Source organism: Runella sp. (genome assembly GCF_965279615.1).
Lineage (GTDB): Bacteria > Bacteroidota > Bacteroidia > Cytophagales > Spirosomataceae > Runella.
The window spans coordinates 4,418,899-4,445,704 of the sequence record NZ_OZ257252.1; the positions used below are offsets into that span (position 1 = coordinate 4,418,899).

At 42.5% G+C, this 26,806-nt stretch carries 32 protein-coding genes; 7 read left to right on the forward strand and 25 right to left on the reverse strand.

Going from position 1 to position 26,806, the window contains the following annotated elements; genetic code table 11:
• Window positions 1–73: 73 nt before the first annotated feature.
• Complete coding sequence (locus tag ACQY73_RS18865; protein ID WP_428653730.1) at window positions 74–973, reverse strand: DMT family transporter; 900 nt, start codon at window positions 971–973, stop codon at window positions 74–76.
• A 95-nt stretch (window positions 974–1,068) separates the two neighbouring features.
• On the opposite strand from ACQY73_RS18865, the gene ACQY73_RS18870 reads away from it, so the two are divergent.
• Together ACQY73_RS18870 and ACQY73_RS18875 are read left to right on the forward strand one after the other, a co-directional pair.
• Window positions 1,069–2,250: an acetyl-CoA C-acyltransferase gene (locus ACQY73_RS18870; RefSeq protein WP_428653732.1), complete on the forward strand. Its 1,182-nt coding sequence runs from the start codon at window positions 1,069–1,071 to the stop codon at window positions 2,248–2,250.
• Between the two features lie 114 nt (window positions 2,251–2,364).
• Complete coding sequence (locus ACQY73_RS18875; protein ID WP_428668499.1) at window positions 2,365–2,922, forward strand: pseudouridine synthase; 558 nt, start codon at window positions 2,365–2,367, stop codon at window positions 2,920–2,922.
• An 8-nt stretch (window positions 2,923–2,930) separates the two neighbouring features.
• Here ACQY73_RS18875 and pyrF read toward each other — a convergent pair whose 3' ends face one another.
• Together pyrF and ACQY73_RS18885 are read right to left on the reverse strand one after the other, a co-directional pair.
• Window positions 2,931–3,830, reverse strand: coding sequence for an orotidine-5'-phosphate decarboxylase (pyrF, locus tag ACQY73_RS18880; protein ID WP_428653735.1), 900 nt, complete (start codon window positions 3,828–3,830; stop codon window positions 2,931–2,933).
• Window positions 3,831–3,832: 2 nt separating this feature from the next.
• Window positions 3,833–4,468: a histidine phosphatase family protein gene (locus ACQY73_RS18885; protein ID WP_428653737.1), complete on the reverse strand. Its 636-nt coding sequence runs from the start codon at window positions 4,466–4,468 to the stop codon at window positions 3,833–3,835.
• A 134-nt stretch (window positions 4,469–4,602) separates the two neighbouring features.
• Between ACQY73_RS18885 and ACQY73_RS18890 the strand changes: the two genes are divergently transcribed.
• Entirely contained in the window at window positions 4,603–5,022 is a 420-nt protein-coding gene (locus tag ACQY73_RS18890; protein ID WP_428653739.1) for a hotdog fold thioesterase, read from the forward strand.
• Window positions 5,023–5,076: 54 nt separating this feature from the next.
• Here ACQY73_RS18890 and ACQY73_RS18895 read toward each other — a convergent pair whose 3' ends face one another.
• The 5 genes from ACQY73_RS18895 to ACQY73_RS18915 all read right to left on the reverse strand — a co-directional run bounded on the left by ACQY73_RS18895 (window position 5,077) and on the right by ACQY73_RS18915 (window position 9,264).
• The gene (locus ACQY73_RS18895) at window positions 5,077–5,388 is read right to left on the reverse strand and encodes an isoamylase early set domain-containing protein (RefSeq protein WP_428653741.1); all 312 of its coding nucleotides are present in this window, start codon (window positions 5,386–5,388) and stop codon (window positions 5,077–5,079) included.
• A gap of 166 nt (window positions 5,389–5,554) precedes the next feature.
• Window positions 5,555–5,953 (reverse strand): group III truncated hemoglobin, encoded by a 399-nt coding sequence (locus ACQY73_RS18900; RefSeq protein WP_428653743.1) that lies wholly within the window; start codon window positions 5,951–5,953, stop codon window positions 5,555–5,557.
• Window positions 5,954–6,032: 79 nt separating this feature from the next.
• On the reverse strand, window positions 6,033–6,497 hold the full coding sequence (locus tag ACQY73_RS18905; RefSeq protein ID WP_428653745.1) for a thioredoxin family protein: 465 nt from the start codon (window positions 6,495–6,497) through the stop codon (window positions 6,033–6,035).
• Window positions 6,494–8,788, reverse strand: coding sequence for a TonB-dependent receptor (locus ACQY73_RS18910; RefSeq protein WP_428653747.1), 2,295 nt, complete (start codon window positions 8,786–8,788; stop codon window positions 6,494–6,496). Before ACQY73_RS18910 ends, ACQY73_RS18905 begins: the two co-directional genes overlap by 4 nt.
• 95 nt (window positions 8,789–8,883) lie before the next feature.
• Window positions 8,884–9,264, reverse strand: a complete 381-nt coding sequence (locus ACQY73_RS18915; protein WP_428653749.1) for a hypothetical protein — start codon at window positions 9,262–9,264, stop codon at window positions 8,884–8,886.
• Between the two features lie 118 nt (window positions 9,265–9,382).
• Between ACQY73_RS18915 and ACQY73_RS18920 the strand changes: the two genes are divergently transcribed.
• Entirely contained in the window at window positions 9,383–9,796 is a 414-nt protein-coding gene (locus ACQY73_RS18920; protein WP_428653751.1) for a DoxX family protein, read from the forward strand.
• A gap of 96 nt (window positions 9,797–9,892) precedes the next feature.
• Here the strand turns inward: ACQY73_RS18920 and accC are convergent, their stop codons facing one another.
• Window positions 9,893–11,386, reverse strand: a complete 1,494-nt coding sequence (gene accC / locus ACQY73_RS18925; protein ID WP_428653753.1) for an acetyl-CoA carboxylase biotin carboxylase subunit — start codon at window positions 11,384–11,386, stop codon at window positions 9,893–9,895.
• Window positions 11,387–11,542: 156 nt separating this feature from the next.
• Here accC and ACQY73_RS18930 point away from each other — a divergent pair, with 156 nt between their 5' ends.
• Window positions 11,543–12,028: a TlpA disulfide reductase family protein gene (locus tag ACQY73_RS18930; RefSeq protein ID WP_428653755.1), complete on the forward strand. Its 486-nt coding sequence runs from the start codon at window positions 11,543–11,545 to the stop codon at window positions 12,026–12,028.
• Window positions 12,029–12,072: 44 nt separating this feature from the next.
• Complete coding sequence (locus tag ACQY73_RS18935) at window positions 12,073–12,714, forward strand: thioredoxin family protein (RefSeq protein WP_428653758.1); 642 nt, start codon at window positions 12,073–12,075, stop codon at window positions 12,712–12,714.
• Between the two features lie 54 nt (window positions 12,715–12,768).
• Here ACQY73_RS18935 and ACQY73_RS18940 read toward each other — a convergent pair whose 3' ends face one another.
• Both ACQY73_RS18940 and ACQY73_RS18945 read right to left on the reverse strand, forming a co-directional pair.
• Window positions 12,769–13,515: a glycosyltransferase family 2 protein gene (locus ACQY73_RS18940; protein WP_428653760.1), complete on the reverse strand. Its 747-nt coding sequence runs from the start codon at window positions 13,513–13,515 to the stop codon at window positions 12,769–12,771.
• 57 nt (window positions 13,516–13,572) lie between these two features.
• Window positions 13,573–15,690 (reverse strand): molybdopterin-dependent oxidoreductase, encoded by a 2,118-nt coding sequence (locus ACQY73_RS18945; protein WP_428653762.1) that lies wholly within the window; start codon window positions 15,688–15,690, stop codon window positions 13,573–13,575.
• Window positions 15,691–15,919: 229 nt separating this feature from the next.
• Between ACQY73_RS18945 and ACQY73_RS18950 the strand changes: the two genes are divergently transcribed.
• Window positions 15,920–16,162, forward strand: a complete 243-nt coding sequence (locus ACQY73_RS18950) for a type B 50S ribosomal protein L31 (protein ID WP_428653764.1) — start codon at window positions 15,920–15,922, stop codon at window positions 16,160–16,162.
• Window positions 16,163–16,239: 77 nt separating this feature from the next.
• Here the strand turns inward: ACQY73_RS18950 and ACQY73_RS18955 are convergent, their stop codons facing one another.
• The 14 genes from ACQY73_RS18955 to rplO all read right to left on the reverse strand — a co-directional run bounded on the left by ACQY73_RS18955 (window position 16,240) and on the right by rplO (window position 26,799).
• Entirely contained in the window at window positions 16,240–16,866 is a 627-nt protein-coding gene (locus tag ACQY73_RS18955) for a LysE family translocator (protein ID WP_428653766.1), read from the reverse strand.
• Window positions 16,867–16,872: 6 nt separating this feature from the next.
• Window positions 16,873–17,640, reverse strand: a complete 768-nt coding sequence (locus tag ACQY73_RS18960) for an SDR family NAD(P)-dependent oxidoreductase (protein WP_428653770.1) — start codon at window positions 17,638–17,640, stop codon at window positions 16,873–16,875.
• A gap of 27 nt (window positions 17,641–17,667) precedes the next feature.
• Complete coding sequence (locus tag ACQY73_RS18965) at window positions 17,668–18,603, reverse strand: bile acid:sodium symporter family protein (RefSeq protein ID WP_428653772.1); 936 nt, start codon at window positions 18,601–18,603, stop codon at window positions 17,668–17,670.
• Window positions 18,604–18,819: 216 nt separating this feature from the next.
• Window positions 18,820–19,920 (reverse strand): glutamine-hydrolyzing carbamoyl-phosphate synthase small subunit, encoded by a 1,101-nt coding sequence (carA, locus tag ACQY73_RS18970; RefSeq protein ID WP_428653774.1) that lies wholly within the window; start codon window positions 19,918–19,920, stop codon window positions 18,820–18,822.
• Between the two features lie 187 nt (window positions 19,921–20,107).
• Window positions 20,108–20,884 (reverse strand): 50S ribosomal protein L17, encoded by a 777-nt coding sequence (rplQ, locus tag ACQY73_RS18975; RefSeq protein WP_428653776.1) that lies wholly within the window; start codon window positions 20,882–20,884, stop codon window positions 20,108–20,110.
• A 136-nt stretch (window positions 20,885–21,020) separates the two neighbouring features.
• Window positions 21,021–22,010, reverse strand: a complete 990-nt coding sequence (locus tag ACQY73_RS18980) for a DNA-directed RNA polymerase subunit alpha (RefSeq protein ID WP_428653778.1) — start codon at window positions 22,008–22,010, stop codon at window positions 21,021–21,023.
• 130 nt (window positions 22,011–22,140) lie between these two features.
• Window positions 22,141–22,752, reverse strand: a complete 612-nt coding sequence (rpsD, locus tag ACQY73_RS18985) for a 30S ribosomal protein S4 (protein WP_428653781.1) — start codon at window positions 22,750–22,752, stop codon at window positions 22,141–22,143.
• 103 nt (window positions 22,753–22,855) lie between these two features.
• Window positions 22,856–23,251, reverse strand: a complete 396-nt coding sequence (rpsK, locus tag ACQY73_RS18990) for a 30S ribosomal protein S11 (protein WP_428653782.1) — start codon at window positions 23,249–23,251, stop codon at window positions 22,856–22,858.
• Window positions 23,252–23,364: 113 nt separating this feature from the next.
• A complete protein-coding gene (gene rpsM, locus ACQY73_RS18995; RefSeq protein ID WP_013927414.1) occupies window positions 23,365–23,742 on the reverse strand; it encodes a 30S ribosomal protein S13 in 378 nt (125 codons plus the stop codon).
• A gap of 9 nt (window positions 23,743–23,751) precedes the next feature.
• On the reverse strand, window positions 23,752–23,868 hold the full coding sequence (rpmJ, locus tag ACQY73_RS19000) for a 50S ribosomal protein L36 (protein WP_428653785.1): 117 nt from the start codon (window positions 23,866–23,868) through the stop codon (window positions 23,752–23,754).
• Between the two features lie 66 nt (window positions 23,869–23,934).
• Window positions 23,935–24,153, reverse strand: a complete 219-nt coding sequence (gene infA, locus ACQY73_RS19005; protein WP_013927416.1) for a translation initiation factor IF-1 — start codon at window positions 24,151–24,153, stop codon at window positions 23,935–23,937.
• A gap of 22 nt (window positions 24,154–24,175) precedes the next feature.
• Window positions 24,176–24,970 (reverse strand): type I methionyl aminopeptidase, encoded by a 795-nt coding sequence (map, locus tag ACQY73_RS19010; protein ID WP_428668501.1) that lies wholly within the window; start codon window positions 24,968–24,970, stop codon window positions 24,176–24,178.
• A gap of 8 nt (window positions 24,971–24,978) precedes the next feature.
• Window positions 24,979–26,292 carry a preprotein translocase subunit SecY gene (gene secY, locus ACQY73_RS19015; protein WP_428653787.1) on the reverse strand — a complete coding sequence of 438 codons (1,314 nt, stop codon included), beginning with the start codon at window positions 26,290–26,292 and terminating at the stop codon, window positions 24,979–24,981.
• 60 nt (window positions 26,293–26,352) lie between these two features.
• Complete coding sequence (gene rplO, locus ACQY73_RS19020; protein WP_428653789.1) at window positions 26,353–26,799, reverse strand: 50S ribosomal protein L15; 447 nt, start codon at window positions 26,797–26,799, stop codon at window positions 26,353–26,355.
• Window positions 26,800–26,806 lie beyond the last annotated feature (7 nt).

Consider the following 26,806-nt stretch of genomic DNA (forward strand, 5'->3'; position numbering starts at 1 on the left):
AAACATGTGACCCCGGATGGGGTCAAACAGCCGACAAATAATTCTTATAGCTTATTTATACCTAATCGACTTGTTATTTCTTTCCTTTCCAGCTAATTAAAAATACACCCAACAACACCAGAAGTGTTCCGAGAATTTGAAGTGGGGCAATAGTTTCCCCTAAAATACCCGTTGCCAGAAAAATGGTGAAAATGGGGCCAATACCGGCAATAATGGAAGCATTGCCTGAACCTACTCGTTTAATTCCTTCGGTGATGGCAAAAGTGGGTAAAACGGTTACGAAAATCGCCATGCAAAGTCCGATCCAATATACTTGAGGTGGGTACTGCCAAATCTGTAATCGATTAACCGCAAAGCAATGAATGACAATGGGAATTGTGGCAGCGATCATCGCGTAAACGGTAAATTTCTGCGTTCCTACCTTCGGAATAACTCTGTCGCCTCCTACCAAAAATAACGAATACGTTAGTCCGCTCAGAATGACCCAAAAAGCGCCCAATGCTACGTTTTTCTGCTGTCCCGGCTCAATGTTTTGCAGGAACGCCAACAAAATACCCGAATAAGTCAATCCTAACGCCATTAGCTGCACTTTCGTCACCTTTTTTTTCAAAAAAACGGCGTTGATGAGCAAAACAAATGTGGGATAAATGAAAAGCAGAATACGTTCCAGGCCCGCGCTTATGTAGTTGAGTCCAAAAAAATTAAAATAGCTGGAGATATAATAGCCGATAACTCCCAAACCCGCTACCCACGCCCACTCACGCATATTCAATCGAACATTGTTTTCTTTGGAAGAAACGCGAAAAGCAAAAAACAGGTAAAACGGAAGCGCAATTCCCATCCGAAGCGTAAGGAGCGAAATAGTATCTATCTCGTAGCGATACGCCAGTTTGATAAATATTCCCTTGAGTGCAAAGCAAAATGCCGCAAAAAAAACAAAAAAGACGCCCAGCCAATAGTAAGTTTTAGACATATTGATTAAACTGAAAAACCTTTACCTTTGGTTCTTCGTTTTCAAAAATCAGGCAGTAATAATCATTCCAAAATCGCTTCAACGCATCAACACTAATGCAATCCGTTTATATAGTTTCTGCTGTTCGAACACCCATCGGTAGTTTTGGCGGCGCTTTATCAGGACTTTCAGCAACTCAATTAGGAGCCGCTGCCATTCGCGGCGCGCTGGCTACTTTACCCCTCGACCCGCAATTGGTAGAAGCTGTTTACATGGGCAATGTGCTTTCTGCCAATTTAGGTCAGGCACCTGCGCGCCAAGCGGCTATTTTTGGCGGACTCAGTAGATACGCCACCTGCACTACCGTCAATAAAGTATGCGCTTCGGGCATGAAATCCGTCATGATGGGCGCTCAGGACATCTTACTGGGTCACGCCGATATTGTGGTGGCGGGAGGAATGGAAAGCATGTCAAACGTTCCTTTTTATTTAGATAAAGCCCGTTTTGGCGGCTATGGCTACGGCAATGGTACATTTATCGACGGCTTGGCAAAAGATGGATTGGTAGATGCTTACGGCGGTATGGCAATGGGTGTATGTGCCGATGCTACTGCCACCAAATACGGCTTTTCGCGCGAAGAGCAGGACGCTTTTGCCATTGCTTCGTACCAACGCAGCGCCGAAGCATGGAACGCCGGTTATTTTGACAAAGAAGTCATTTCAGTAGAAGTACCTCAACGAAAAGGCGATGCCATTGTGGTGACGCAGGATGAAGAATATAAGAACGTTAAGTTTGATAAAATTCCCACGTTGCGACCTGCCTTTGGCAAAGACGGCACTGTAACAGCCGCAAACGCTTCCACCATCAACGACGGAGCGGCGGCGTTGATCTTAATGAGCGAACGCAAAGTAAAAGAATTGGGTATTACGCCCTTGGCCCGTATCGTATCATTTGCCGACGCCGAGCATGAACCGGAATGGTTTACGACGGCACCTACCGTAGCAGCTCCCAAAGCCCTCAAAAGAGCAGGTCTTGCAACCAATCAAATTGATTATTTTGAAGTCAACGAAGCGTTTGCGGTGGTTACAATGGCTTTTATGAAAGAGATGGGCGTTTCGCACGAACAGGTCAACGTATTTGGCGGCGGCGTTTCGTTGGGGCATCCTTTGGGCTGTTCGGGAGCACGAATCATTGTCACCCTTCAAAATGTATTAACTCAAAAAGGAGGAAAATACGGCCTTGCGGCGATTTGTAACGGCGGCGGTGGCGCTTCGGCAATCGTTATTGAAAAGATCTGAAATCAGCCTTAAATTATTCGTTACTGAACCCGGGAAATATTAAATCCCGGATTCGGCAATTTTATATTTTTAAACGTGCAACATCGTTATTTCCTTATTTACAAACCGTTTGGGATGCTCTCACAGTTTTCACGTGAGGGAGATAAGCCCACGTTGGCCGATCTGTCATTTGATTTTTCAAAAGATGTGTATCCCGTCGGCCGTTTAGATGCGGATAGTGAAGGATTGCTTTTATTGACCAATGATTCTTTTCTGAATAACCGCTTGCTTAATCCAAAATTCAGGCACCAACGTACTTATTTTGTACAGGTAGATGGACAAATTACCGATACAGCTTGTGAAGAACTTCAAAAAGGAGTGAAAATTTCGATTGACGGTAAACCTCACCAAACACTTCCGGCCAAAGTAATGATGTTGGTCAATGAACCACCATTCCCCCCCCGCAACCCTCCTATTCGTGTCCGTCAAAACATCCCTACAAGTTGGATAGCGCTGACACTTCATGAAGGCAAAAATCGTCAGGTGCGCAGAATGACGGCTGCCGTGGGGTTTCCTACGTTACGATTAGTGCGATGGGCCATTGAAGACATTAAATTGGAGTCCTTGCAACCCGCCGAAGTGGTTGAGGTTGAAAAGGCCTGGTTGTTTAAGAAACTAAGAATCAAAAGTTAGCGACTCATTTATATTATCTTAAATGAGCGCAGTTGCTGTTCCATTTCCTGCTGCATTCGTTTTGCTTCTTCGGTCGCTTTTTGGGCAAAATCTATTCCGGAAGAAGCATAAATAATGCTGCGCGAAGCATTGACCAATAATCCGCAGTCTTTGTTCATGCCATATTTACAAACCTCTTCCAAACTCCCGCCCTGCGCACCAACGCCCGGAATCAGTAAAAAATGCGACGGAGCGATCTTACGAATTTGACTCAACATATGCGCCTGCGTAGCTCCTACTACGTACATAAGACGATCTGAACCGCCCCATTCCTGTGATACGCGAATAACTCGTTCAAACAAATACTCATTTTCATTATCCAATACTACCTGACTGTTTGAAAGTCCAAAATCATCATCGTCGCTGCGAGACAGTTTCGGATTCATCATCATCGTTTGGAAATCCGCACTTCCTTCATTGGAAGTTAAGGCCAACAATATCACCCATTTATCTTTGAATTCCAGAAAAGGCGTGACCGAATCACGTCCCATATAGGGCGCTACCGTGATACTGTCAAACGACATTCCGGACGAGCTTTTGTCAAAAAAAGCCTGAGCGTATAAGGAAGATGTATTGCCAATATCACCGCGTTTGGCGTCGGCAATTGTAAAACAATCTTTGGGAATGTATCCTAACGTGCGCTGTAAGCTGTTCCAGCCGCGCGGCCCCAAAGCTTCATAAAAGGCAATGTTGGGTTTATAGGCTACCGCATATTGCGCTGTGGCATCAATAAGCCGTTTGTTGAATTCAAAAATGGCATCCGGCTCTTTGAGAATATGTTTGGGAAGTTTTCTTAAATCAGGATCAAGGCCTACGCAGAGGAAAGATTTTTTTCGTTTTATTTGTTCAATCAGTTGAGTACGATTCATAATCAAAGGGTTTCGAGCGATAGTAAGTGAGCAATATCGTTTTCCTTTTGCATGGAAAAGCTTTTTGAATTATAATCGTACTGCAACAAATATAAGCCCAGATTGGTGTGCAGAAACTCATCCATCAGGTGCAAAGGTCGATTAAAAATAGTAGCCAACAGTACTCTCATTGCTCTTCCGTGCATTGCCACCAACACTGTTTTTTCTTCAGGGCGGGAAAGGATCAGTTCCATGACGGGCAATTGCCTTTTTTGAACGTCTTCGGGGCTTTCTCCTCCTTCGGCCTGCAGGTCGGTTTTGCCTTCCTGCCAACTTGTAATCAGCCATCGATAATAGTCATTGTCCATGCTGTTGGGTGTGCGTCCTTCCCTGATTCCCCAACTGATCTCATTGAGCCCTTCATAGGCTTCATGAGGCAGTCCTTTATCTAAAAATCCGCGTACGCTTTGTAACGTTCGTATCAACTTTGATGTATATACTTTATCAAAGGGTATGTTTTGATAAACTTCAAAAAAAGCGTTAGCCTGCGCTACGCCAAGATCGTTAAGATGTGCATCAATACCGCTTCCCTGCACCACACCGCGACGATTATAATCTGTTTCGCCGTGACGAATCAAATAAATAGTTTTAGAAGACAATTTGTGGGTAATTTTAAGTTTAATGTATGTTAGGCTTTGTAGTTTTGCGCAGGAAGTTATTTCATAAAACTTTCCAAAATCAAACGAAATTATCCTGAGTTTTAACTCTGTTTACAAAAATACCCCTTTTCCCGATGTTCAACAAAAATATTGCACTCGAACAAGTCCAACAGTGGAACAAAAACACCATCGGCGAACAATTAGGCATCGAATACCTGGAAATCGGTGAAGATTCTCTTACTGCACGTATGCCCGTTGATCGCCGTACACATCAGCCTTTCGGTATTTTGCACGGCGGCGCTTCGGTCGTATTGGCCGAAACCCTCGGCAGTCTTTCTTCTTTCCTACTGCTACCCGATGTTACTAAGCAACAGGCCGTTGGACTTGACATCAATGCCAATCACATTCGAGCGGTAAAAAGCGGCTGGGTATACGGCAAATCTACGCCTATTCATATTGGGCGCACAACGCATGTGTGGGAAATAAAAATCACTAATGAAGAAGGCAAATTGGTCTGTATAAGTCGTTTGACAATGGCGATCATTACGCTTTAAAAGCAAAACGCCTCTTCCCTGAACAAGGAAGAGGCGTTTGTGAAATTCTTTTTCTTACAGAACGATCACTGAATTCTCTTCGTAAGATACTCCGCTTGGGATATATTTGTCAGCGGCTTCGTCGTTGGTCCAGGTAGCGCCATCGATCAAATAACGGAAAGCATACTCTTTTCCTGTTTCCAATTCGACCGTTGCTTTATATGAACCATCTTTTTGTTTTTTCAATTTGGTAGCGGCTTCGGTAGCCCAGTCGTTAAACTCGCCCAATACTGCTACATCTTTCGCATCTGCTACTACGTCAGAAGAAAGTGAGAACGTTACTTTGCAGACAGGTTTGCTTTTCAAAAATTGCTTTGCAATAGCCATAGTGTTTTTGTTGGTTTTGGTTTGCGACACAAAGGTATAAAATAAATCCAATTAAAGTCAATGAATACCAATTAGTTATACATTAACATTCTTTTAATTGTACAATTAAAAACTTCATCGTTACAAAAAACATCCAAAAAACTATGCCGGGCTAATTACTTCACAATCAATTTTCTGAAGAAATCTGCGCATTTACCTGCTGCACACGTTGGTTCATAATGGTCGCAATGCTGTAAGCACGATACTTAGCTTCGGCAGCGATATCGCCTTCAAACAATTCGTCCACATTTTCAAAGAACAGATGCAGCCAACGATCAAAATGCTCAGGCGTCAGGGTATATTTTGTAGTCAGGCGAAAATGCGGTGGCATCGGACGACCGGCATAATTGGCGGTTCCCAACAAAATACCTTCCCAAAAGTCATACATTTTCGGCAAGTGCAATTCCCAATTGATCTGAGCAACGTCTTCAAATATGTGCCCAAGTTCCGGCTCTTGTCGGATTTTTTGGTAAAACTGATTGACCATCAGTTCAACGTCTTCGCGGGTTTCGAGTAATTTTGGCATAGCGGGAAAACAAAAGTCCGGCAAGATAGGTGCCGGACTTCATTGAATGTAATGATAAAAATCAGGGTAAATTGTTATCTTATTCGCATAATTGAAGCAATTGTTTTGCTTCCAACGCTCCCACCAATCGGCTTTGAAGCTGTAAATTTTCGTCAAAAAAAACCGTAGTGGGATACGTCAATCTACCTTTTTCAGTTCCCAACAACTCGGCCAATTCATGGATTCCGGTATTGACGCCACTCGGCTTAAACTTATAGTTTCGATTTAAAAAAGGAATGGTTTTCGCCTGTTCGGCATTGAGGTCAAGACAGTAAAAATGTTTGTTCAATTGCTTGATCAATTCAGGATTGGTAAAGGTCTTCACCTCCATCATTTTGCAGTATTTGCACCAATCCGTATGGATAAAGATCAACAAAGGGCGCCGTTCTTTACGTAAGCTGTCGTTTAAATGCTCAAAGGAAGTCCATTGCAGGGTTTGGGCTTTTACCTGAACGGCAGTAAGCCCAAACCAAGCCATAAACAGGATGAGAATGCCTTTTTTCATTTGAAGAAATTATATCTGACGCCCAAAAATGTACGAATGCCCTGATTGGGTGCGTACACATACGATGGATCAAACGTTAAGGCATAAGGGTTATTAGCCGTTGGAACTACCTGTCCGTCAGGGCCAAATGTTACCTGCTTATCAAAAGGATCAAACGCTCGGGCAATAGCGGCAGCGGTTGGCGTGAAATTGAGCAGGTTCTTTACACCGCCATAAATTTCCAGACCGCTGTTAAATTTCTTGGTCAACTGAATGTTTTGCAGGCTCCACCAAGGCGAATATTCCGGACGCGGGTCTAATGGGCCTAAAATCGGCAATTTCATGGGACCATATAGATTTCCTGTATAATCAATCGACAAACCGATGCGTTGGAAAGAATACGAAATCGACCACACTCCCGTGAATTTCTCAGTAAGTAATTGTGTCTTTTTCACCAGTTTACCCGCAGCATTTTCTTGCCGTTGGAATACATTCATCGCCGTTGCACCCGCCATCGCTTTGAGACCGTTGGCAAACGAGAAATCCACATTCAATGAAATTCCCCGCGAAACGGCATTGCCTGCTAAATTGCTGTAAATGATCTTGTTTGGATCAGTTAAATAATCAGGAATAATGCGATTGTTGAAGTAAGTATAAAATACAGTCCCATCCAAGCCAATAAAGCTCCCGTTTGAAAGGAAGAATTTACGCACATAATTTAAATTTCCGTTCCAGGAACGTTCCGGCTTAAGTGCTTCGGTAAACACTACCTGCCGCGCGCCCGTCAGCGCCGCGTGATCTTCGGTAAATACGTTGGCTACACGATAACCATTTCCAAAACTGGCTCTGAAAACATTCTTTTTATCCGTTGATGTCCATTTGTAATTCAAACGGGGCGTCAGAATGTTTCCATGAATGGAATTGTAATCATAGCGAAGTCCCAATAACAGTTTATTGTTGGTGTTTAGCGTAATTTCATCCTGAGCAAAGATACCGGGCAACGCCACTTTTGAAGGTGCATTGCGACCATCAAGACTCGTAGCGGTGGTATTGTCGTCATAATGGGTATAACGCAGTGCCGTTCCTATGAGCAGGTCATGATTTTCGCCCGCTTTCTTATCCCACGTAAATTGCCCAAAAGCAATGGTTTGCTGCGCGTTGAAGGGAGTAGTACCATAAAAAGAATTTTGATTATGGCCGTTGGCAGAAAACTGGAAGGTAATCTTTTCCTTGATCGGTAATTGGTAGGCCCCTATTACTTCCCAACGCTTGGTATAGATACTTTCGGCATACAATTCATTGCTGCCTCGGTATTTAGGCGTCCATTGCGTTTGTCCGCCCCAACGATTTTCGTACACATAGCGCGCACCGATCGTAAATATGCGATTGTCTTTTCGTTCAACGCTGATTTTATTGAATAATGAGATTCGATTCTGAAGCGTAATGTCCGTAAAACCATCGCCGTTTTTGTCAGTAGGTTTTTGAAAATTAAAGTAATTTAACCCAAACAAAGACTGCACTTTTTCACCTAATCTATACTTAACCCCTAAATCAGTATTAAACTCTGACCAGGAAGTCCCCATAACATCGGCCGAGACTAAAGGAGCCGTAGAAGGTTTTTTCGTAATTACGTTGATCAGACCTCCAACTGCCTCAGAGCCGTATAGCGTAGAAGCAGGGCCTTTTACGATTTCCACCCGTTCAATCAATGCGCTCGGAATACCACTCAAACCATATACTGTCGAAAGGCCCGAAACGATGGGCATCCCATCGATCATGATCATGGTATAAGGTCCTTCTAAACCATTAATGTGAATATCGCCGGTATTACAAACGTTACAGTTCAATTGCGGACGAATTCCGTTGATGTTTTGAAGTGATTCAAAAAGATTGGGAACAGGATTTCGCTTAAAGAAAACGGGAGTATAAATTTCAACCGGAACGGGGCTATCCAATTTTGACACTTCTTTCATCGTACCCGTGACCACCACTTCATTCAGTGAATTTTCCAATTCTTCGGTTTGGAAAGTCAACTCCTGAAAAAATTTAGACTCTGAAATGGTGATTGCCTTGGTAATGTTGCGGTAACCAATGGACGAAATTACTAACTGATAGGTACCATATTTTACATTTTTAAGCTCAAAAACACCCTGCTCGTTGGTGGTTGTACCATATTGGGTTCCTTTTAAAGCTGCCGTTCCAAATTCGAGCGGTTTTCCTTTCACGGTGACAGTTCCCCTAATACTTCCTGTTTGGGCATACACAGAAAGTTGTACCAGCAAAAATGCCAGCAATACGTATATTTTGTTCATTGATAATCAGTGTAAATAAATAATGATGTGATACCTTCACGTCAATCCCTGTCATTGGTTTTGACACGAAAAATTCACTAAAGCAATTAAAATCATTAACACTGATGTGCGGGGGGACCTCGATGGGAGAAATCGCCAAAGAATGGCTTACGATAGGCTGTTAATACGTAGGAAGAGAAATATTGAGAAAAGATGATCTCAATAATTTTTACGCTCGCTAATACAATCGTCAGCGTCAATCCAACAAATACCGCATTGGTAACGGAATCCAACAAAAAAAGCTCATTGCTCGTGTGATCGTTGGGCTGAAAAGGCGAATTGGAATTAGAGGACTTATAAGGGTGAGCGTGGGTAATTATTTTACCGCTTGACAGCTTGTGCGCGTGTCGGAATACAATACCATTCAACAACATCAAGGTAAAAAGGACCAAGATACTGTTAGCGATGGTTTGTCGTATGCGCCGGCTGAAGAGCATGAAGGAGTTGTTGTTTCGTAAATTTAACTACGTTATTTGATAAAAAGTTTAAATGCACGAAATAATTGCCGAAAACCGCGAAATTTGTACACGCCTAAAACCTACAACATTACTATCTATGGAACTTTTTGGATTTTCTGTATTATTCCTTTCCAAACTATTTTTTGCGGCTTTCAACGGAATCCTTTTTACCCAGTCAGGGTTGGATAAAGTCTTTCATTACCAAGGAAATTTGGATTATTTTAAAGACCATTTCAAAAAGTCTCCCCTTGCTTCTACCGTAGGTTTGTTGATGCCGGTTATTACCTTGCTTGAAACATCGGCGGGGTTGGCTTCTTTACTGGGATTACTGTTGCTTTTGAGTGGAAATGATGCAGGCTCTACCGTTGCGGCTTCAGGAATGGGCTTGGGAAGCATTTCTCTGATCTGTTTATTTTTCGGGCAACGTGTCGCCCGAGATTACGCAGGCGCGGCTACACTGGTTCCTTATTTTCTGATGACTATGGCAGGATTCGTGCTATACGCTGCTTAAAAGAAAGTCGCTAAAGAAAAGACCTAATATAGACTTTCCAAGTTTTGACGCTGTTGATTATAAATGGCTTGATAGCTAAAACTTGGAAAGTCTTATTTAATGCATGCGATTAGCTTTCCACTTACTTTTTACGGATACTGTTTCCGCCACATTTGTGGTTTTTTTTGTCTGTTCCATTAAATATCCTACTAACGCCGCTACGATCTGCGCTTCGTTTTCGTCCGTTGCGTGTTTAAGTACTTCGGGCGTAAAATAATGTTTCACAAAATGTGTATCAAAATTGCCGGAAGTAAAAGCCTCATGCAGCATTACAAAGCGGCAAAAACTTAATGTGGTCTGTACTCCTGAGATGTTGTATTCATCAATAGCCCGAACCATTTTGTCAATGGATTCCTGGCGCGTGGAAGCATAGGTGATCAGTTTGGCAATCATGGGGTCATAGTAAATCGGAATGGCCATGCCCTGTTCAAATCCATCGTCTACCCTTACTCCATTTCCCTGTGGACGAACGTAGGTTTGCAGCGTTCCCACATCAGGTAAAAAGTTATTGGCTGGATCTTCGGCATAGACGCGGATTTCCATTGCATGTCCGTTTATTTTCAGATCTTCCTGCTTTATTTCCAACGTTTTTCCTTCGGCGATATAGATCATTTGCCGTACCAAGTCCACACCTGTGATCATTTCCGATACCGGGTGTTCTACCTGCAAACGCGTGTTCATCTCCAGAAAATAGAAATTCAACTTTTCATCAACAATAAATTCCACCGTTCCTGCCCCATAATACCCACACGAACGCGCCACATCTACGGCACATTTACCCATTGCTTCGCGAATTTCGGGCGTCAGGCACGAAGAAGGTGCTTCTTCAACTACTTTTTGATGGCGACGCTGGACAGAACACTCCCGCTCAAACAAATGGATGATATTACCGTGTTGATCTCCTAACACCTGAATTTCTACGTGACGGGGAGAAGCTACGTATTTTTCCACAAAAACGGATCCGTTCCCAAACGAAGAAATAGCTTCACTGACAGCACGTTCCATTTGCTCATCAAACTCTTCTTCATTTTCAACGATACGCATTCCCTTACCTCCTCCGCCTGCACTTGCTTTGATCAAGACCGGGTAACCGATTTGACTCGCTATTTTTTTTGCTTCGGCACGATCTTCAACGGCATCAGGCGTGCCCGGAACCATCGGAATATTGTATTTTGCCACGGTCCGTTTAGCCGATAATTTATCGCCCATGATCTCAATGCTCTCGGCCGAAGGTCCAATGAAAATCAGTCCGGCGTCTTTGACCATTTGAGAAAACCCGGCATTCTCGGAAAGAAATCCATAACCGGGGTGAATCGCATCTACTCCCAACTGTTTGCACACTTCAATGATCTTATCTCCCCGCAAATAGGATTCGGAAGAAGCCGCCGGGCCAATGCACACCGACTCATCGGCGTATCTGACGTGCAGCGCCGTGCGATCAGCCTCGCTATAAACGGCGACTGTTTTAATACCCATTTCACGGGCGGTACGCATTACCCGTAAGGCAATTTCACCACGGTTGGCAACAAGAATTTTTTTGATAGAAGGCATTGTAAGTCATGGGATTGTAAAAATTTAAATAAGTTGGGGCCTCGGCAATCACAACTCTTTTAAATCAATTTATAACTTTTGGTCTTTAATAAGCACCGAAAGTTACAACATATCGTTTAATGAGTTAAATTTATGTTAGTAAATCACGACAGGGTAATGAGAAAAATCATTGGTGTGTGCGGAATAGTGTTGTTTATTGGTTTGCAATCAGTTCAGGCTCAAGAAGTGACAGTGGTAAAATGGAAAGAAATTCAAGACATTTTGTCACAGTCTTCCGACACAACCTTTGTTATTAATTTCTGGGCTACTTGGTGTAAGCCCTGTGTGACGGAAATCCCTTATTTTGAAGAGGTTCAGCGAAATTTTAAAGACAAAAATGTCAAAGTAGTATTGGTTAGCATGGATTTTGCAAAGGATTTAACAACGCGGGTCATTCCGTTTGTGAATAAACGTCAGTTGATAAGCAAGGTTTGGGTATTGAACGAACCTGATGCCAACAGTTGGATTGATAAAGTAAGCGCAGAATGGTCGGGAGCGATTCCGGCAACATTGATTGTAAACAACCAAAAGAAGAAAAAGGTCTTTTTTGAACAAAAACTGGAATATGACCGTTTGGTGAAGGAACTCTCTGATTTTCTGTGACTTTTAAATAGAATAATGTCAAAACGGTACTTACCTGAACTAGCATGAAAAAGAAATTTTGGATCTCATTCATCATAACACTGACCTTAGGTATACTGGTCAGTCTGGTGCTCCGACAAGAGCGCGCCCAAGCCTCTCCTACGGGCTATCCGATAGGAGGAACCGTCGCTGATTTTAAGCTTAAAAACGTGGACGGTAACGTTGTTGCTTTGTCCAACTACAAAGATAAAAAAGGAGTAATCGTGGTATTTACCTGCAATCACTGCCCATTTGCAAAAGCCTACGAAGAACGCATCATGGGTTTGGATAAAAAATACGCTTCGCAGGGTTTTCCCTTGGTAGCCATAAATTCAAACGATGCCGGTGATTACGAAGAAGATTCGTTTGATAACATGAAAAAACGTTCGCAGGAAAAAGGGTATACATTCCCGTATTTACAGGATGATACGCAAGCCATCGCAAAAGCATTTGGCGCTACCCGCACTCCTCACGTTTTTGTGTTGCGTAATGACGGCGGCAAATTCACCGTTCAATACATTGGAACCATTGACGACAATTATCAGGACCCAAGTGGTGTAACCAAAAGATACGTAGAAGATGCCGTTTCAAATATCTTAAGCGGCAAACCGGTAGTAGCAACGCAAACCAAAGCGGTTGGCTGCGCCATTGGATGGAAAGATGCGTAAGCAGCCATCACCTAAATATTATAAAGAGAAAGCCCAATTGACGTTGGGCTTTTTTTATTGGTTTTCCAGCAAGTTCCATTTCCAAAGACCCAGTTTTGCCAAACAATAACGGCTTGATACGCCTAAAACGCCCAAACCATACTTCATGCTTCGTGTAAAGTTAATGGAAGAGGCTTCGTCAAAATACTTTGTCGGGCACGTTACTTCGGCGATTTCGTACCCTTTCCAAAAAATCTGCGCAATCATCTCATTGTCGAACACAAAATCATCATCGCATTTATGAAAAGGAACATTTCGCAATACTTCTCCGGAGAATGCTCGGTATCCTGTATGATATTCCGAGAGCTTTTGATTCATTAAGATATTTTGTGCGAGGGTCAAAAACCGATTGGCAATGTATTTGTACATCGGCATTCCACCTTTAAGCGCCCCTTTTCCCAAAATGCGTGATCCGAATACAACTTGATATAATCCATTGCCAATGATGGAAATCATGGCCGTAAGCAACAACGGAGTATATTGATAATCAGGGTGAAGCATAATCACAATATCGCCTCCAAGTTCAAGTGCTTTCGAATAACAGGTCTTCTGATTGCCGCCATAGCCTTTATTCTTATCGTGGCGAATCACATGTTTAATGCCTAAACGCTCTGCTACTTCTATGGTATTGTCCGGACTGGCATCATCGACCAAAATCACCTCATCGACCAGATCAAAAGGTATTTCAAGATACGTTTTTTCGAGGGTAAGTGATGCCTTATAGGCCGGCATCACAATGATTACTTTTTTGTTTTTATACATACATCAGCTTTCGCAACTCAACGTTTTATGAAATGCGAAGCGGCAAAATTAGTCTTATCAGACAGTATTTCCAACCACCTCGACAACTTCAACACGCACAGGCACTCCGACAAAAACGGCATTACCCGTCAATTCATCAATAACCAAGTCGTCGGTCAAATCATTAACACTCACTCCGGCGTGTGATTGCGCCACAGAAAGTTGTACACCTTCGCGACCGTGTCCATACCCGTGCGGTAAACTCACCGTTCCCTTCATTACTTTATCCGTAATTTCCACCGGAACTTCCACTTCTCCCACGCGGGAGCTGATCTTTACGACATCTATTTCGGCAATGTTGCGCTGCATAGCATCATCAGGATGCATCATTAATGTGCAACGATTACGTCCTTTTACGAGACGCTGTGAGTTGTGCAACCAAGAATTATTATCCCGCAAATGCCGACGATTGGTCAGCAATAAGTCAAAGTCTGAATTTGAAAGGCTTTGCTCCAACACTTTTTTGATACGGGCCACGTCTTTTCTCAAAAGTTCAGGCGCAAGATGAATCTTTTTATCCTGCGTCTGCAAACGATTCGGCAAATCCGGTCGAAGCGGCCCCAGATCCATCCCGTGAGGTTGTTGACGAAGTTGTTCCAAACTTAATTGATAACCTCCAAAACGCAACCCCATGTCTACTTTACTATGCGGATCTTGCGGTGCAGAAGCCGTTTTTGCGGAATAATCTCCTGATAGCCGCGCCGCTAATTCCTGAAAAATCTCCCAGTCGTATTTAGCATTTTCTGCCTTTGGAAACAACGGCTCCGAAAAACGCGTAACATTTCTAATCGCTAAGGCATTAAAGGTCAAATCATAATGAGCTACTTCTAAGCCCGTAGCCGGTGGCAGAATATAATCGGCATGGCGCGTTGTTTCGTTAACGTAAATATCAATTGCAACCATCAACTCCAGACTTTCCAATGCTTTATCTAATTGACGACCATTGGGCGTTGATAGAATAGGGTTACCGCAACTGGTTATCAAGGCTTTGATTTGTCCTTCTCCTTCGGTCAAGATTTCTTCCGCCAATACCGAAACGGGAAGTTCTCCCATAAACTCCGGCAAACCGCGCACCCGACTTTGGTAACGATTGTACTTATCATACAAACCTTTAGGGTTAGCCAATATGTCTACGGCAGGATGTGTAAACATAGCTGTGCCCGCTCGGTCAATATTCCCAGTTACTATATTCAGTGCGTTTAACAACCATTGACACGCTCCTCCAAATGCCTGCATCGAAAGCCCTACACGCCCATAAGCTACGGCTGAGGGCGCATTGGCAAAAGCTCTGGTCAAACTTCGGATTGAATCTGCCGCAATGCCTGTCTGAGCTTCTACTTTTTCGGGTAAAAACTCCACTACGATATGTTTTAATTCTTCCAATCCTGTGACAAAATCGGGCGTTTTATCTAACCCCTCTGCAAAAATGACCTGCAACATGGCTAACAATAAAAAGACATCCGTGCCCGGTCGGATGAAATGGTGCTCGTCGGCTTTAGTGGCCGTTTCGGTAAAACGCGGATCTATCACGACTACTTTGCCGCCTCTTTGTTGAATTGCTTTTAAGCGATTGCCCACGTCGGGAACCGTCATCAGACTTCCGTTTGAAGCGATGGGATTACCGCCCATGATCAGCCAAAAATCCGTTCGGTCAATGTCGGGAATGGGCAGCAGAAAAGGATGCCCAAACATTTGCCAAGCCGCAAAATGATGCGGCAATTGATCAACGGAAGTAGCTGAATAAATATTTCGGGTTTTCAAAACACGCATGAGACTCGTTCCGGACAGAAAAGTACCGGAATTGTGCACCGATGGATTGCCTGCATACATGGCTACGGCGTTGTTTCCATTGCGTATTTGAACGGCTTTAATCTTGTTGGTTATTTCATCAAAGGCATTTTCCCAAGAAATTGTTTTCCAACCGTTTTCAGATCGCTTTAACGGAAGCTTGAGGCGGTTAGGATCTTCATATATATCTTTCAATGCCAATGCTTTAGGACAAATATGACCACGACTGAACGAATCTTTTTTATCCCCGATTATTGACACAACCTGATTGTCAACGTAAGTGATCTCTAATCCGCAAATAGCTTCACATAAATTGCACGCCCGATAATGAACACTGGGGTTAGTCATATTTTTAACTAGTTTGATGCAATTTATCAATTTTTCGAATGCAGTTTCCGGATAGGAAAGTTAAAAACCAATAAATATATAATATGCTGTAAATAAGCACTTTGATTTTTTTCGGCACTTTCCGTTTATAACTTCTTTTTTTAGATATTTTTTTGATTTTCAAAAAGTTACTATCTTTGCGTCCCGTTTTAGAAAAAGCACAGTAACATCATAAATAGTTGATACAGAAATGAAAAAGGGCATTCATCCGGATTACAGAGAGGTAGTTTTTTGGGATTTGTCGAGCGATCACAAATTCATTACGCGTTCATGCGCACCTACCAAAGAAACAGTTGATTTCGAAGGAAAAACATATCCTGTTTACAAAGTGGAAGTTAGTTCAGAATCTCACCCATTCTACACCGGCAAAAACACTTTGATCGATACTACAGGTCGTGTTGATAAATTCTTCAAAAAATACGGCAAGAAATAATTCTCCGTTACTTTTTGATTTAATTGCAAATCGAAGTAAAAAAGCGGTAAGCTGTCTGAGACAGCTTACCGCTTTTTTTAGCGCATCAGTTTAATAAACTGGACGACCGCAAGTGCTATAAATATCCCGCCCAACACCTTATTAAGGTTTATTTTGCCTAATCTGTTAAGCAGTCTTTCCCGATAACGATTTGTAAAATAAGCTACTCCGCTCAATAAACCTGCCGCCCCCAATGAGGCCCCTGCTGCATATGCGATCTGTTCGGCCGGCTGTTCAACATTTAATTGCTTATATCCCTGAAATTGGACCAAAATAAACAACCAATACGGAAAAAGCTGAGGATTCAACATTGCCAATGTAAAGCCTTTCAATACATCGGAATGAGACTTATTCGATGCCGTTACTTTTAAAGGTTGACCGGGACTACGCAGCAACATAACTCCTATCAGGATCAGGATCGGGATGGATGCCCACTCCATCATTCGCCAGATTTCAGGATTTTTTTCCAACCACATCCCTACTCTAACTGCGGCAGTGGCATATATAAATTCCGGTATACAGCCTCCCAATGCGACCAACAAACCGGCCCTTAGGTGCCGTTGCAACACCGTTTGAACCACCGTTAGACTTAAGGGGCCTATTTGTAATGATCCCGTAAAACTAATTCCTGCCGTAACCAAGAAAATGATAATTGCTTTTTCCATTATCAATTACCCATTATAAGGCGAAGGACTTACCGCTGTCCATCCACCGTCAACGACCAACGATTGCCCTGTGATATGACCTGCCTGCGGCGAAACCAGAAATAAGGCCGCATGGGCAATATCCTGCACTTTTGCAGGGCGGCCAATCGGTGTAATGCGGCCCCAGGTCTTTTCATATTCGGGGTCTTCGGCAGTGCGTTCGGTCATGGTTGCGCCCGGGGCTACGGCATTAATGGTGATACCAAAAGGGGAAAGTTCAACAACCAAACTTTTTGCCAGCATTTCGAGTGCTGCTTTGGTCATACCATACGCCGCCAAAAATTGGTGTGCCTGATGCCCGGTTACAGACGACATCAATAAAACACGTCCTCCTTCTCCCTGCAAACGCATCTGACGAGCCGCTGCCTGCGTTAAGAAAAAACTTCCCCGAAGGTTTAGATCCAGTAATTTTTGCAAAGACTCGGGCGTATAATCAAAGAAATCGCCAAAAGTTGTTATACCGGCATTGGCAACAATGATGGTAAGTTTACCAAATACATTTACCGCTTCGTCTACTATTTCCCGTACAAAGTCCACATCTGCCGCGTTACCACTGTAGGCCATACACTTTCCACCTACTTTTTGGATAGATGCGGCTGCCGTATCGGCAAGTTCATCATCAAGGTCATTGAGAAGTACTGCGGCTCCCTGTTCGGCCAACTGTCGGGCAATTTCCAAGCCAATGCCTTGTCCGGCACCCGTTACGATTGCCACCTGATTTTTAAATTGCGTCATTAATTCTTTTACTGATAATTTGTGTCTTTATTTTGAAGCAACATTTTCAATCGGTTTCTTACTCCACCAGCTTGCCAACAATGAACCTGTTATGTTCATAATAGGACCAAAAAGTGCGGGAGCAAGTCCTACGGTAGCCAATTTACCCATTTGATTTGCTAACCCTGAAGCTAAACCGGCATTTTGCAGGCCTACTTCAATGGCGGTTGTCCGACTGTCCTGTTCATTTAAGCCGATAGCTCTTCCTGCCCAATACCCAAAAAAATATCCGAAGCAATTATGGATCAAAGAACATATGATCAACAGAAAACCTACTTTTTGCAGGTCTTTTTGGCCGGCGGCAGTAATGACCACAATGATCAGCGCAATTCCCACCATTGAAATAATCGGCAATACTTTTTGAAGCCATTCAGCACGCCCTTTGGTAAGTTTGTTAATCAGGAAGCCAATGCTTACCGGAATAATAATAATTTTGAAAATCTCCCATACCATATCCAAAAAATTGACTTCAATAAACTGTCCCCCCAGTAATTTCATCAACAATGGCGTAAGTAACGGAGCCAAAAGTGTCGAAACGGCAGTAACTGTAATAGAAAGTGCGACATTGGCTTTGGCAATAAATGAAATAACATTGGACGCCAAACCACTGGGCGAACATCCTACTAAAATAATCCCGGCCGCAATTTCGGGTTCAAAGTCAAAGGAATTGGCAATGATGTATCCCAGTGTGGGCATGATCATATAATGCCCGATAATACCGATAAATACTGCTTTTGGTGTTTTAACCACTCCGATAAAATCCTCAAAACTCATGGTTGTTCCCATTCCAAACATAATGATTTGGAGTAAAGGCACGATCAACCCTTTTAATTTGAATCCATTGATTTCAATAAAATACTGAGGGAAATTGTAGGCAATGATCACCGCAACGATGATTGAAAAAGTGTACAGGTAATTTTTCATTTTTCGGTTTAAAGGCTTAGTAAGTGGCAATACGCAATTTCCGCAAATCGCCTTAATGAATAAGGACTAAATGGAAAAAGCTGCCCTCACAAAAGCAGGGCTACCCTCAAAATTACTGTCATGCGGAATGCAAAGCTATTATACTTACTTTACTGTTAAAATCAAAAAGCTCCTTGCCATTGGTAAGGAGCTTTTTGAAAACAATATATTGAAATTTTATGCTTCAAATAATTTTACAAAATCATCAAAAAGGTAACGTGAATCATGAGGGCCGGGAGAAGCTTCCGGGTGGTATTGCACCGAAAACGCGGGTTTGTCTTTTCTTTTGATGCCCTCAATTGTCTTATCATTCAGATTGATGTGCGTTACTTCTACATCCGGATGGGCTTCAATTTCGGCCGGACTGACCGCAAAACCGTGATTTTGGGAGGTAATTTCACACAATCCTGTTCGGAAATTTTTAACCGGGTGATTTAATCCCCGGTGACCATGGTGCATTTTGAAAGTAGAAATTCCACTGGCTAAGCCCAATATCTGGTGTCCTAAGCAGATACCGAAGAGTGGTTTGTTGGTTTCCAAAAATTCCTGTACTGTTTTCACTGCGTATGGCATTGCCGAAGGGTCGCCCGGGCCGTTTGAAATGAAAAAGCCATCAGGATTCCACGCCAATACTTCCTCAACAGGCGTTTTAGCCGGAAATACTTTGCAGAAACATCCACGACGAGTCAAGTTCAATAAAATGCTTTTTTTAATACCGTAGTCCATAACGGCTATGCGGTAGCGAGCCGTTGATTCATCGCCCATAAAATAGGGCTCTTTCGTGCTTACAACTGAGGATAATTCCAATCCATCCATGTTCGGAACCTCTTTCAGGTATTCCATCAATTTTTTCTCATCCAAAATTTCGGATGAGATAATGGCGTTCATTACTCCTTTTTCCCTTACATGCCGTACCAATTGGCGGGTATCAACTTCGCTGATCCCAACGATATTGGCTTTTTCAAAATAGTTTTGAAGTGAAAAGTCGGCCGTTTTTCGCGAGTAAATTTGCGAAAATGAGTTACAAACCATCCCGCTTATTTTGATCGAGTTTGATTCTTCCTCGTTTTCCAACTGTACACCGTAATTGCCAATGTGAGAATTTGTGTTAACTACAATTTGTCCAAAGTAAGAGGGGTCTGTATAAATCTCCTGATAACCCGTCATACCGGTATTAAAACAAATTTCACCACCCATGGTGCCGATTTTACCAAGAGCTAAACCTCTCAGTGCTGTTCCGTCTTCAAGAAGTAAGAGTGCCGGTTGTTGAGAACTCATTTTTTGATTGGTATTGTATAGTTAATGGTCTTAATAAACGAGCGGAGTATCATATTTGTTCCTAGCCGTCTACGTCCAACCGGGTTTGATTTTGCAAATTTCAAAAAAAGGGGGCTAAACTTTCGTTTAACCCCCTTTTTTAATATTTTAACTTTTCTTCATTTCTTAAAAGTATCAATGATAAAAGTTATTCTTGGCCTCCGTTTAATTCGTCTTGCCAAGTTTTCAATTCATCAAACTTGCCATCACGAGCAAGGGCAGCTTGTTGCGGCCATGTTGCGGGGCTTTTTGAACCAATACCTGCTGCAGATACGATTTCCTGAATAGCTTCAGGGGTCATATCAGCCAACTGAGCAAAGGTAGTTACACCTGCTTCGGCAAGCGCTTCTGCGATTTTTGGCCCAATTCCTTCCACAATTTCAAGATCGTCTGCACCCGCAGGAGTAGCTTCAGCTTCTATGATAGGTGCTTCTTCAACAACTACCGGCGCAGCTTTTGCTTCTTTTACTTCTACGGCAGAAGTTTCAGCATCGGCGCTTTTTTTACCTCCACGACGGCTACGGCGTGTTTTAGTTGTTTTTTCTTCAGCAGCAGTCAATAACGTTTCGTTGAAATCAACCAACTCTATCAAGCAAATTTCAGCGGCATCTCCCTGACGAGTACCTAATTTGATGATACGGGTATAACCACCCGGGCGGTCAGCGATTTTGTCAGATACTGTACTGAAAAGTTCTTTTACTACATCCTTCTCAGGGATGTAAGAGAAAACGATACGACGATTATGCGTATTATCTTCTTTCGCTCTTGTCAAAATTGGCTCAATGTACTTTTTAAGCTCTTTGGCTTTTGCCAATGTTGTCTGAATGCGCTTGTGTAAGATCAAAGACGACGCCATGTTACGCAGTAATGCACTGCGGTGCGAGGAGGTACGTCCTAAATGATTGTCTTTCTTACCGTGTCTCATTGGTTTGAGTTTGTGATTAGCTTCGAGCTGCGGTTCACGCGCTTCAGAATACTAACCGGTGAAACATTTACTTAAAATTTAGGCTTCGAAAGAACCTGATCTATTTTCAGATCAGGCTTTCGAAGCCCATAATTACTTAGTCCTCATCCAAACGGTACTTCACAACATCCATACCGAATACCAGATTTTTCTCAGCGACAAGTTGTTCCAATTCAGTGAGTGATTTCTTACCGAAATTGCGGAACTTCATCATATCGGCAACTTCAAGTTTCACAAGGTCTCCCAAGGTCTTGATGTCGGCTGATTTAAGACAGTTGTAAGCACGAACTGACAGATCAAGGTCAGCAAGAGGCGTTTTCAAAAGTTTGCGCATACGCAACATTTCTTCATCTACTTCGCTTACTTCGTCGTTTTTCTGAGTTTCAAACGTCATGGTTTGATCTGAGAACAACATAAAGTGCTGAATCAAAATGTAAGCTGACCCTTTCAGTGCTTCTTCCGGGTGGATTGACCCGTCGGTTGTCACTTCAATTAACAGTTTTTCGTAGTCAGTTTTCTGCTCAACGCGCGTATTTTCAACGCTGTACTTAACATTTTTGATGGGTGTGTAAATCGCGTCAATGGGAATATGGCCAATGGGCAATTCCTGATTACGCGGTTCATCAGCGGGTACATAACCACGACCTTTTTCAATCAGGATTTCCATCTCGAAAGTCATTTGGTCGTCAATATGGCAAATAACTAAATCAGGGTTTAAAACTTGGAATGAAGACGTAAACTTGGCGATATCGCCGGCCGTCACCACTGATTGGTTCTTAACACTTACTGTGATTTTGTTATCAACCATTTCCGAAATCTTTTTAAAGCGAACCATCTTAAGGTTCAGCACGATTTCGGTAACATCTTCCACAACCCCTTCGATCGAAGAGAATTCGTGGAGCACACTGGGGAATCTCACGCTGGTGATGGCATAGCCTTCCAACGATGAAAGCAGGATACGACGCAACGCATTTCCAATGGTTACACCGAAGCCTTTTTCCAGTGGCTTGAACTCAAACAACCCGTGAAAATCGTCGGCTTTTTCCATTACGACTTTGTCGGGCATTTGGAATGCTAAAATAGACATAGGATTAGCAGTTTTTTTAGAGTCCGAAGGGCGGTAATTAACCGCAAAAAAGTATGTTTTACCAAACACACAAAAACAAAACCCCTGATATGGAAACACCACATCAAATGGGTTTTGTAATAATTTAAGACTATTTAGAGTACAACTCGACGATTGCCTGCTCGTTCACATTTTCCGGGATCTGATCGCGTTCCGGATATTGAACAAACTTACCAACCAATAAATTGCTATCCCATTCAAGCCAATTGAAACGTTTTGTAGTAGCTGTACGTGCCGCCAAGCTATCAGTAATTGCTTCGAGCGACTTCGATTTTTCACGAACGCCTACGGTTTGACCCGGACGTAACGAGAAAGAAGGAACGTTTACTACTTCACCGTCGATCGTAATGTGCTTATGGCTTACCAATTGACGAGCCGCCCGACGAGTAGGAGCAATTCCTAAACGGTAAACAGTATTGTCAAGGCGAGCTTCACAAAGTTTTAAAAGGTTTACCCCTGTAATTCCTTCACGAACCGCTGCACGATGAAATAGGTTACGGAATTGACGTTCCAAGATTCCGTAGGTATATTTTACCTTTTGCTTTTCCTGCAATTGAAGTGCATATTCTGACTTCTTGCTACGACGTCCACGGCCATGTTGACCGGGAGGATAATTCTTTTTGTTAAGCGCCTTGCTGGGACCCATGATGGCCTCACCAAAACGACGCGAAATCTTTGACTTTGGACCTGTATACCGTGCCATTTGATTTTGATTTATTTAAACACAAAAATTACCGTAGGAACAATCCAGCAACCCCAGTGTCCAAATTGCGGATTGTCCTTACGGCCTTATAAAAATTTAAAAACTAAACTCTTCTACGTTTGGGTGGACGGCAACCATTGTGAGGTAGCGGAGTAATGTCTTTGATTGTAGTAACTTCAATTCCTACATTCTGTACGGTACGGATAGCTGATTCGCGACCTGAACCCGGTCCTTTTACAAAGACTTCTGCTTTACGCATTCCAAGGTCGTATGCAACCTGTGCACAGCTTTGGGCTGCTGTTTGAGCAGCATAAGGAGTATTTTTCTTTGATCCTTTAAAACCCATTTTACCCGCTGATGCCCAGGAAATTACTTGTCCGGACAAGTTGGTAACCGAGATAATAATGTTGTTAAATGAAGCTCTGATGTGAATTTGACCCACTTGCTCCACCTGTACAACGCGCTTTTTAGCTTTATCTTTACGCTTATTTTGAGCCATTTTTTTGTAATGTTAATCGTTAGTTGTTATCGCTGCGGCGAACCGTCTGTTAATAGTTATCTGTTACAAATGTTCCCAATTAACCATTAACAGATAACGGATAACTTTACTTACTACTTAGTAGCTTTCTTCTTATTGGCTACAGTCTTACGCTTGCCTTTACGAGTACGGCTATTATTTTTAGTTCTTTGTCCACGTACAGGCAACCCTTTACGGTGACGCAAACCACGATAACAACCAATATCCATTAACCGTTTGATACTCAGCTGAACTTCAGAACGAAGCGCACCTTCAGTATTAAATTCACCGTTAATGATTCCACGAACAGCGTTAGACTCTTCGTCAGACCATTCAGCTACTTTTTTGTCAAAATTGATTCCGGCTTTCTCCAAAATTTTGCGAGCAGAGCTACGGCCAATCCCGTAGATGTAAGTCAACGAGATTTCTCCACGTTTTTTGTCCGGAATGTCAACACCTGCAATACGTGCCATATCTTATGATTATCCTTGTCTTTGTTTGTACTTTGGATTTTTCTTGTTGATAACATAAAGTTTGCCTTTGCGGCGAATCACTTTACAGTCAACACTGCGCTTTTTAATAGACGCTTTTACTTTCATTGTCGTATTTATTTTGGATTTAAGATGTTCGGTCTTTATAACCAATAATCTATAATCAAGTGACTATTATTTGTATCGGTAAATAATCCGTGCTTTTGACAAATCATACGGCGACATCTCTAATTTTACTCTGTCACCTTGCAAAATCTTAATATAGTTCATTCGCATCTTACCGGAGATATGAGCAATAACCTCATGTTTGTTTTCCAGTTGTACTCGAAACATAGCGTTAGAGAGCGCTTCTACTATAATTCCGTCTACTTCGATGAGTCCTTGTTTTGCCATATACTGCTTTTCGGTAAGTGAATTAGACGCTTACCATTAACGTCGTATTTTCGGTTACTTCTTCTATGTACTTAAACGTCGTTAAAATTTCTGCTTTACCCTTCCTAACCAATACCGTGTGCTCAAAGTGAGCGGCAGGTTTACGGTCAGTAGTACGAATGGTCCATCCATCTTTTTCCTGCACTACGGCTCTTTTTCCTAAGGTGATCATGGGCTCTATTGCAATCACGATTCCTTCTCTTAACTTAGGCCCCTGACCTCTTTTACCATAGTTTGGTACTTCCGGACTTTCATGTAAATTACGTCCAACACCGTGTCCTACCAGTTCTCTTACTACACCGTATCCAAACCTTTCAACATAAGATTGAATTGCATAGCCGATATCTCCTACTCTCTTCCCCTCTGTGGCTTGCTCAATCCCTAAATAAAGTGATTGTTTGGTACGTTTCAGAAGATTCATTACTTCCGGACTTATATTTCCTACAGGGTAGGTATAAGCGCTGTCACTATGAAATCCGTTTAATTTTACTCCGCAATCAATTGAGATAATATCTCCTTCCCGCAATTGATATTGGCTTGGAAAACCATGTACCACAATATCGTTTAACGAAATACAAAGCGCAGCAGGAAAACCGTTATATCCTTTGAAAGAAGGCAATCCTTTATGGTCCTTGATAAACTCTTCAGCTACTTTATCTAATTGCTTCGTAGTTACTCCGGGTTTTATCCACTTTGCCACCTCTGCATGGGCTTTCCCCAAGACTTGCGCACTTTCTTTAATCAGTAAAACTTCTTCTTCTGATTTAAGAAAAATCATTTTTGTCATTATACCGCTACCGTTTCAGTGCGTCCTTTTACACGACCCGACTTCATTAAGCCTTCATAGCGTTTCATGAGGAGATAGCTTTCGACCTGTTGCAATGTATCAAGTACAACACCTACCAAAATCAGCAAAGATGTACCTCCAAAGAACTGAGCAAACTCTCTCGTCATACCGGTCATACTTGCCAGCGATGGCAGAATAGCTACCACTGCTAAAAGAATCCCACCGGGTAACGTAATCCGATCCAATACTGTAGCGATAAAATCGGAAGTAGAAAGGCCCGGCTTAACTCCCGGAATAAATCCTCCTCCTCTCTTCATATCATCTGCAATTTGCTGCGGACTGATCGCGATTGCAGTATAGAAAAATGTAAAGACAATGATTAAGGTAGCAAAAAGTCCATTATATTGCCAAGTGGTATAGTCATTAAAAGTACTTGCAATAGAGCTTGCAAAATCACTTTTCTCAGCGAACAATCCGGCAATAAGCGATGGAATAAACATTAGAGCCTGCGCAAAAATGATTGGCATTACGCCTGAGGTATTAAGTTTTAGAGGCAAATATTGTCTCTGACCGCCCATTACCTTATTCCCCACAACTTGCTTTGCATATTGAATCGGTACTCGACGAACTGCCTGCGTCAATGCTACTGCAAACATTACAACTAAGAACAATGCTACAATTTCAAGTACAAAAATCAACGCTTCTCCTGTTCCTCTCGAAACTGCTTCCTGATAAATTGCTCTTGGAAAACGTGATACAATCCCGATCATGATCAACATTGATGTTCCGTTGCCAATACCGCGATCCGTAATTCTTTCTCCCAACCACATACAAAAAATCGTACCGGCTGTCAGAATAAATACTGAAGATATTGTAAAGGCAGTACGGCTGATCAAAAGAGCATCCGTCGAAATAGTAGTTTGTAAATAACTTATCGACTGAGCAATGGTAACAAAGATGGTTAAGACGCGTGTGATTTGGTTTAACTTCTTACGACCCGATTCTCCTTCCTTCTGCATTTTCTGGAAATACGGAAGCGCCATTGTTAATAACTGAATGGCAATTGAAGCAGAAATGTAGGGCATGATACCCAACGCGAAGATAGAAGCCTTACTGAAGGCGCCTCCCAAAAATGTATCTAACAAGCCTAGTAAGCCTGATGTATCGATATTGAGTTTACTGCTATCTACTCCCGGAAGGACGATATAGTAACCAAGCCGATAAACCGCAATCAAAAGAAGAGTGTAAAGGATTCTGTTCTTTAACTCTTCGATTGAAAAGATATTTTTTAAGGTCTGTATAAACCGTTTCATGCGTTTGTTAGATTTACCCGTGAAAAAATCAGGCAAAGTTACAAAAAATCTTTGGTAAGATTACAAAGTAACCGCTTTACCGCCTGCTTTTTCGATGGCCTCTGCTGCTGCTTTTGAGAAAGCATGTGCTTTCAGCTCAACAGCAGCTTTTAATTCACCGCGGCTAAGAATCTTTACTAAGTCAGTTTTTGAAACTAAACCGTTGCTGTACAATACTTCAATGTCGATGACAGTTACATTCGTTTTTTCAACCAATGCCTGAATTGAATCAAGATTGAGCGCTTTGTATTCTACGCGATTAATGTTTTTGAAACCAAATTTAGGTACACGTCTTTGAAGTGGCATCTGCCCTCCTTCGAAGTGACTTTTTTGGCTATAGCCTGAACGTGATTGCGCACCTTTGTGTCCACGCGTAGATGTACCGCCCATTCCTGAGCCATGCCCTCTACCTAGGCGTTTTTTTGTTTTAACCGAGCCCGAAGCCGGTTTTAATGAGCTAAGATTCATTGTCGTA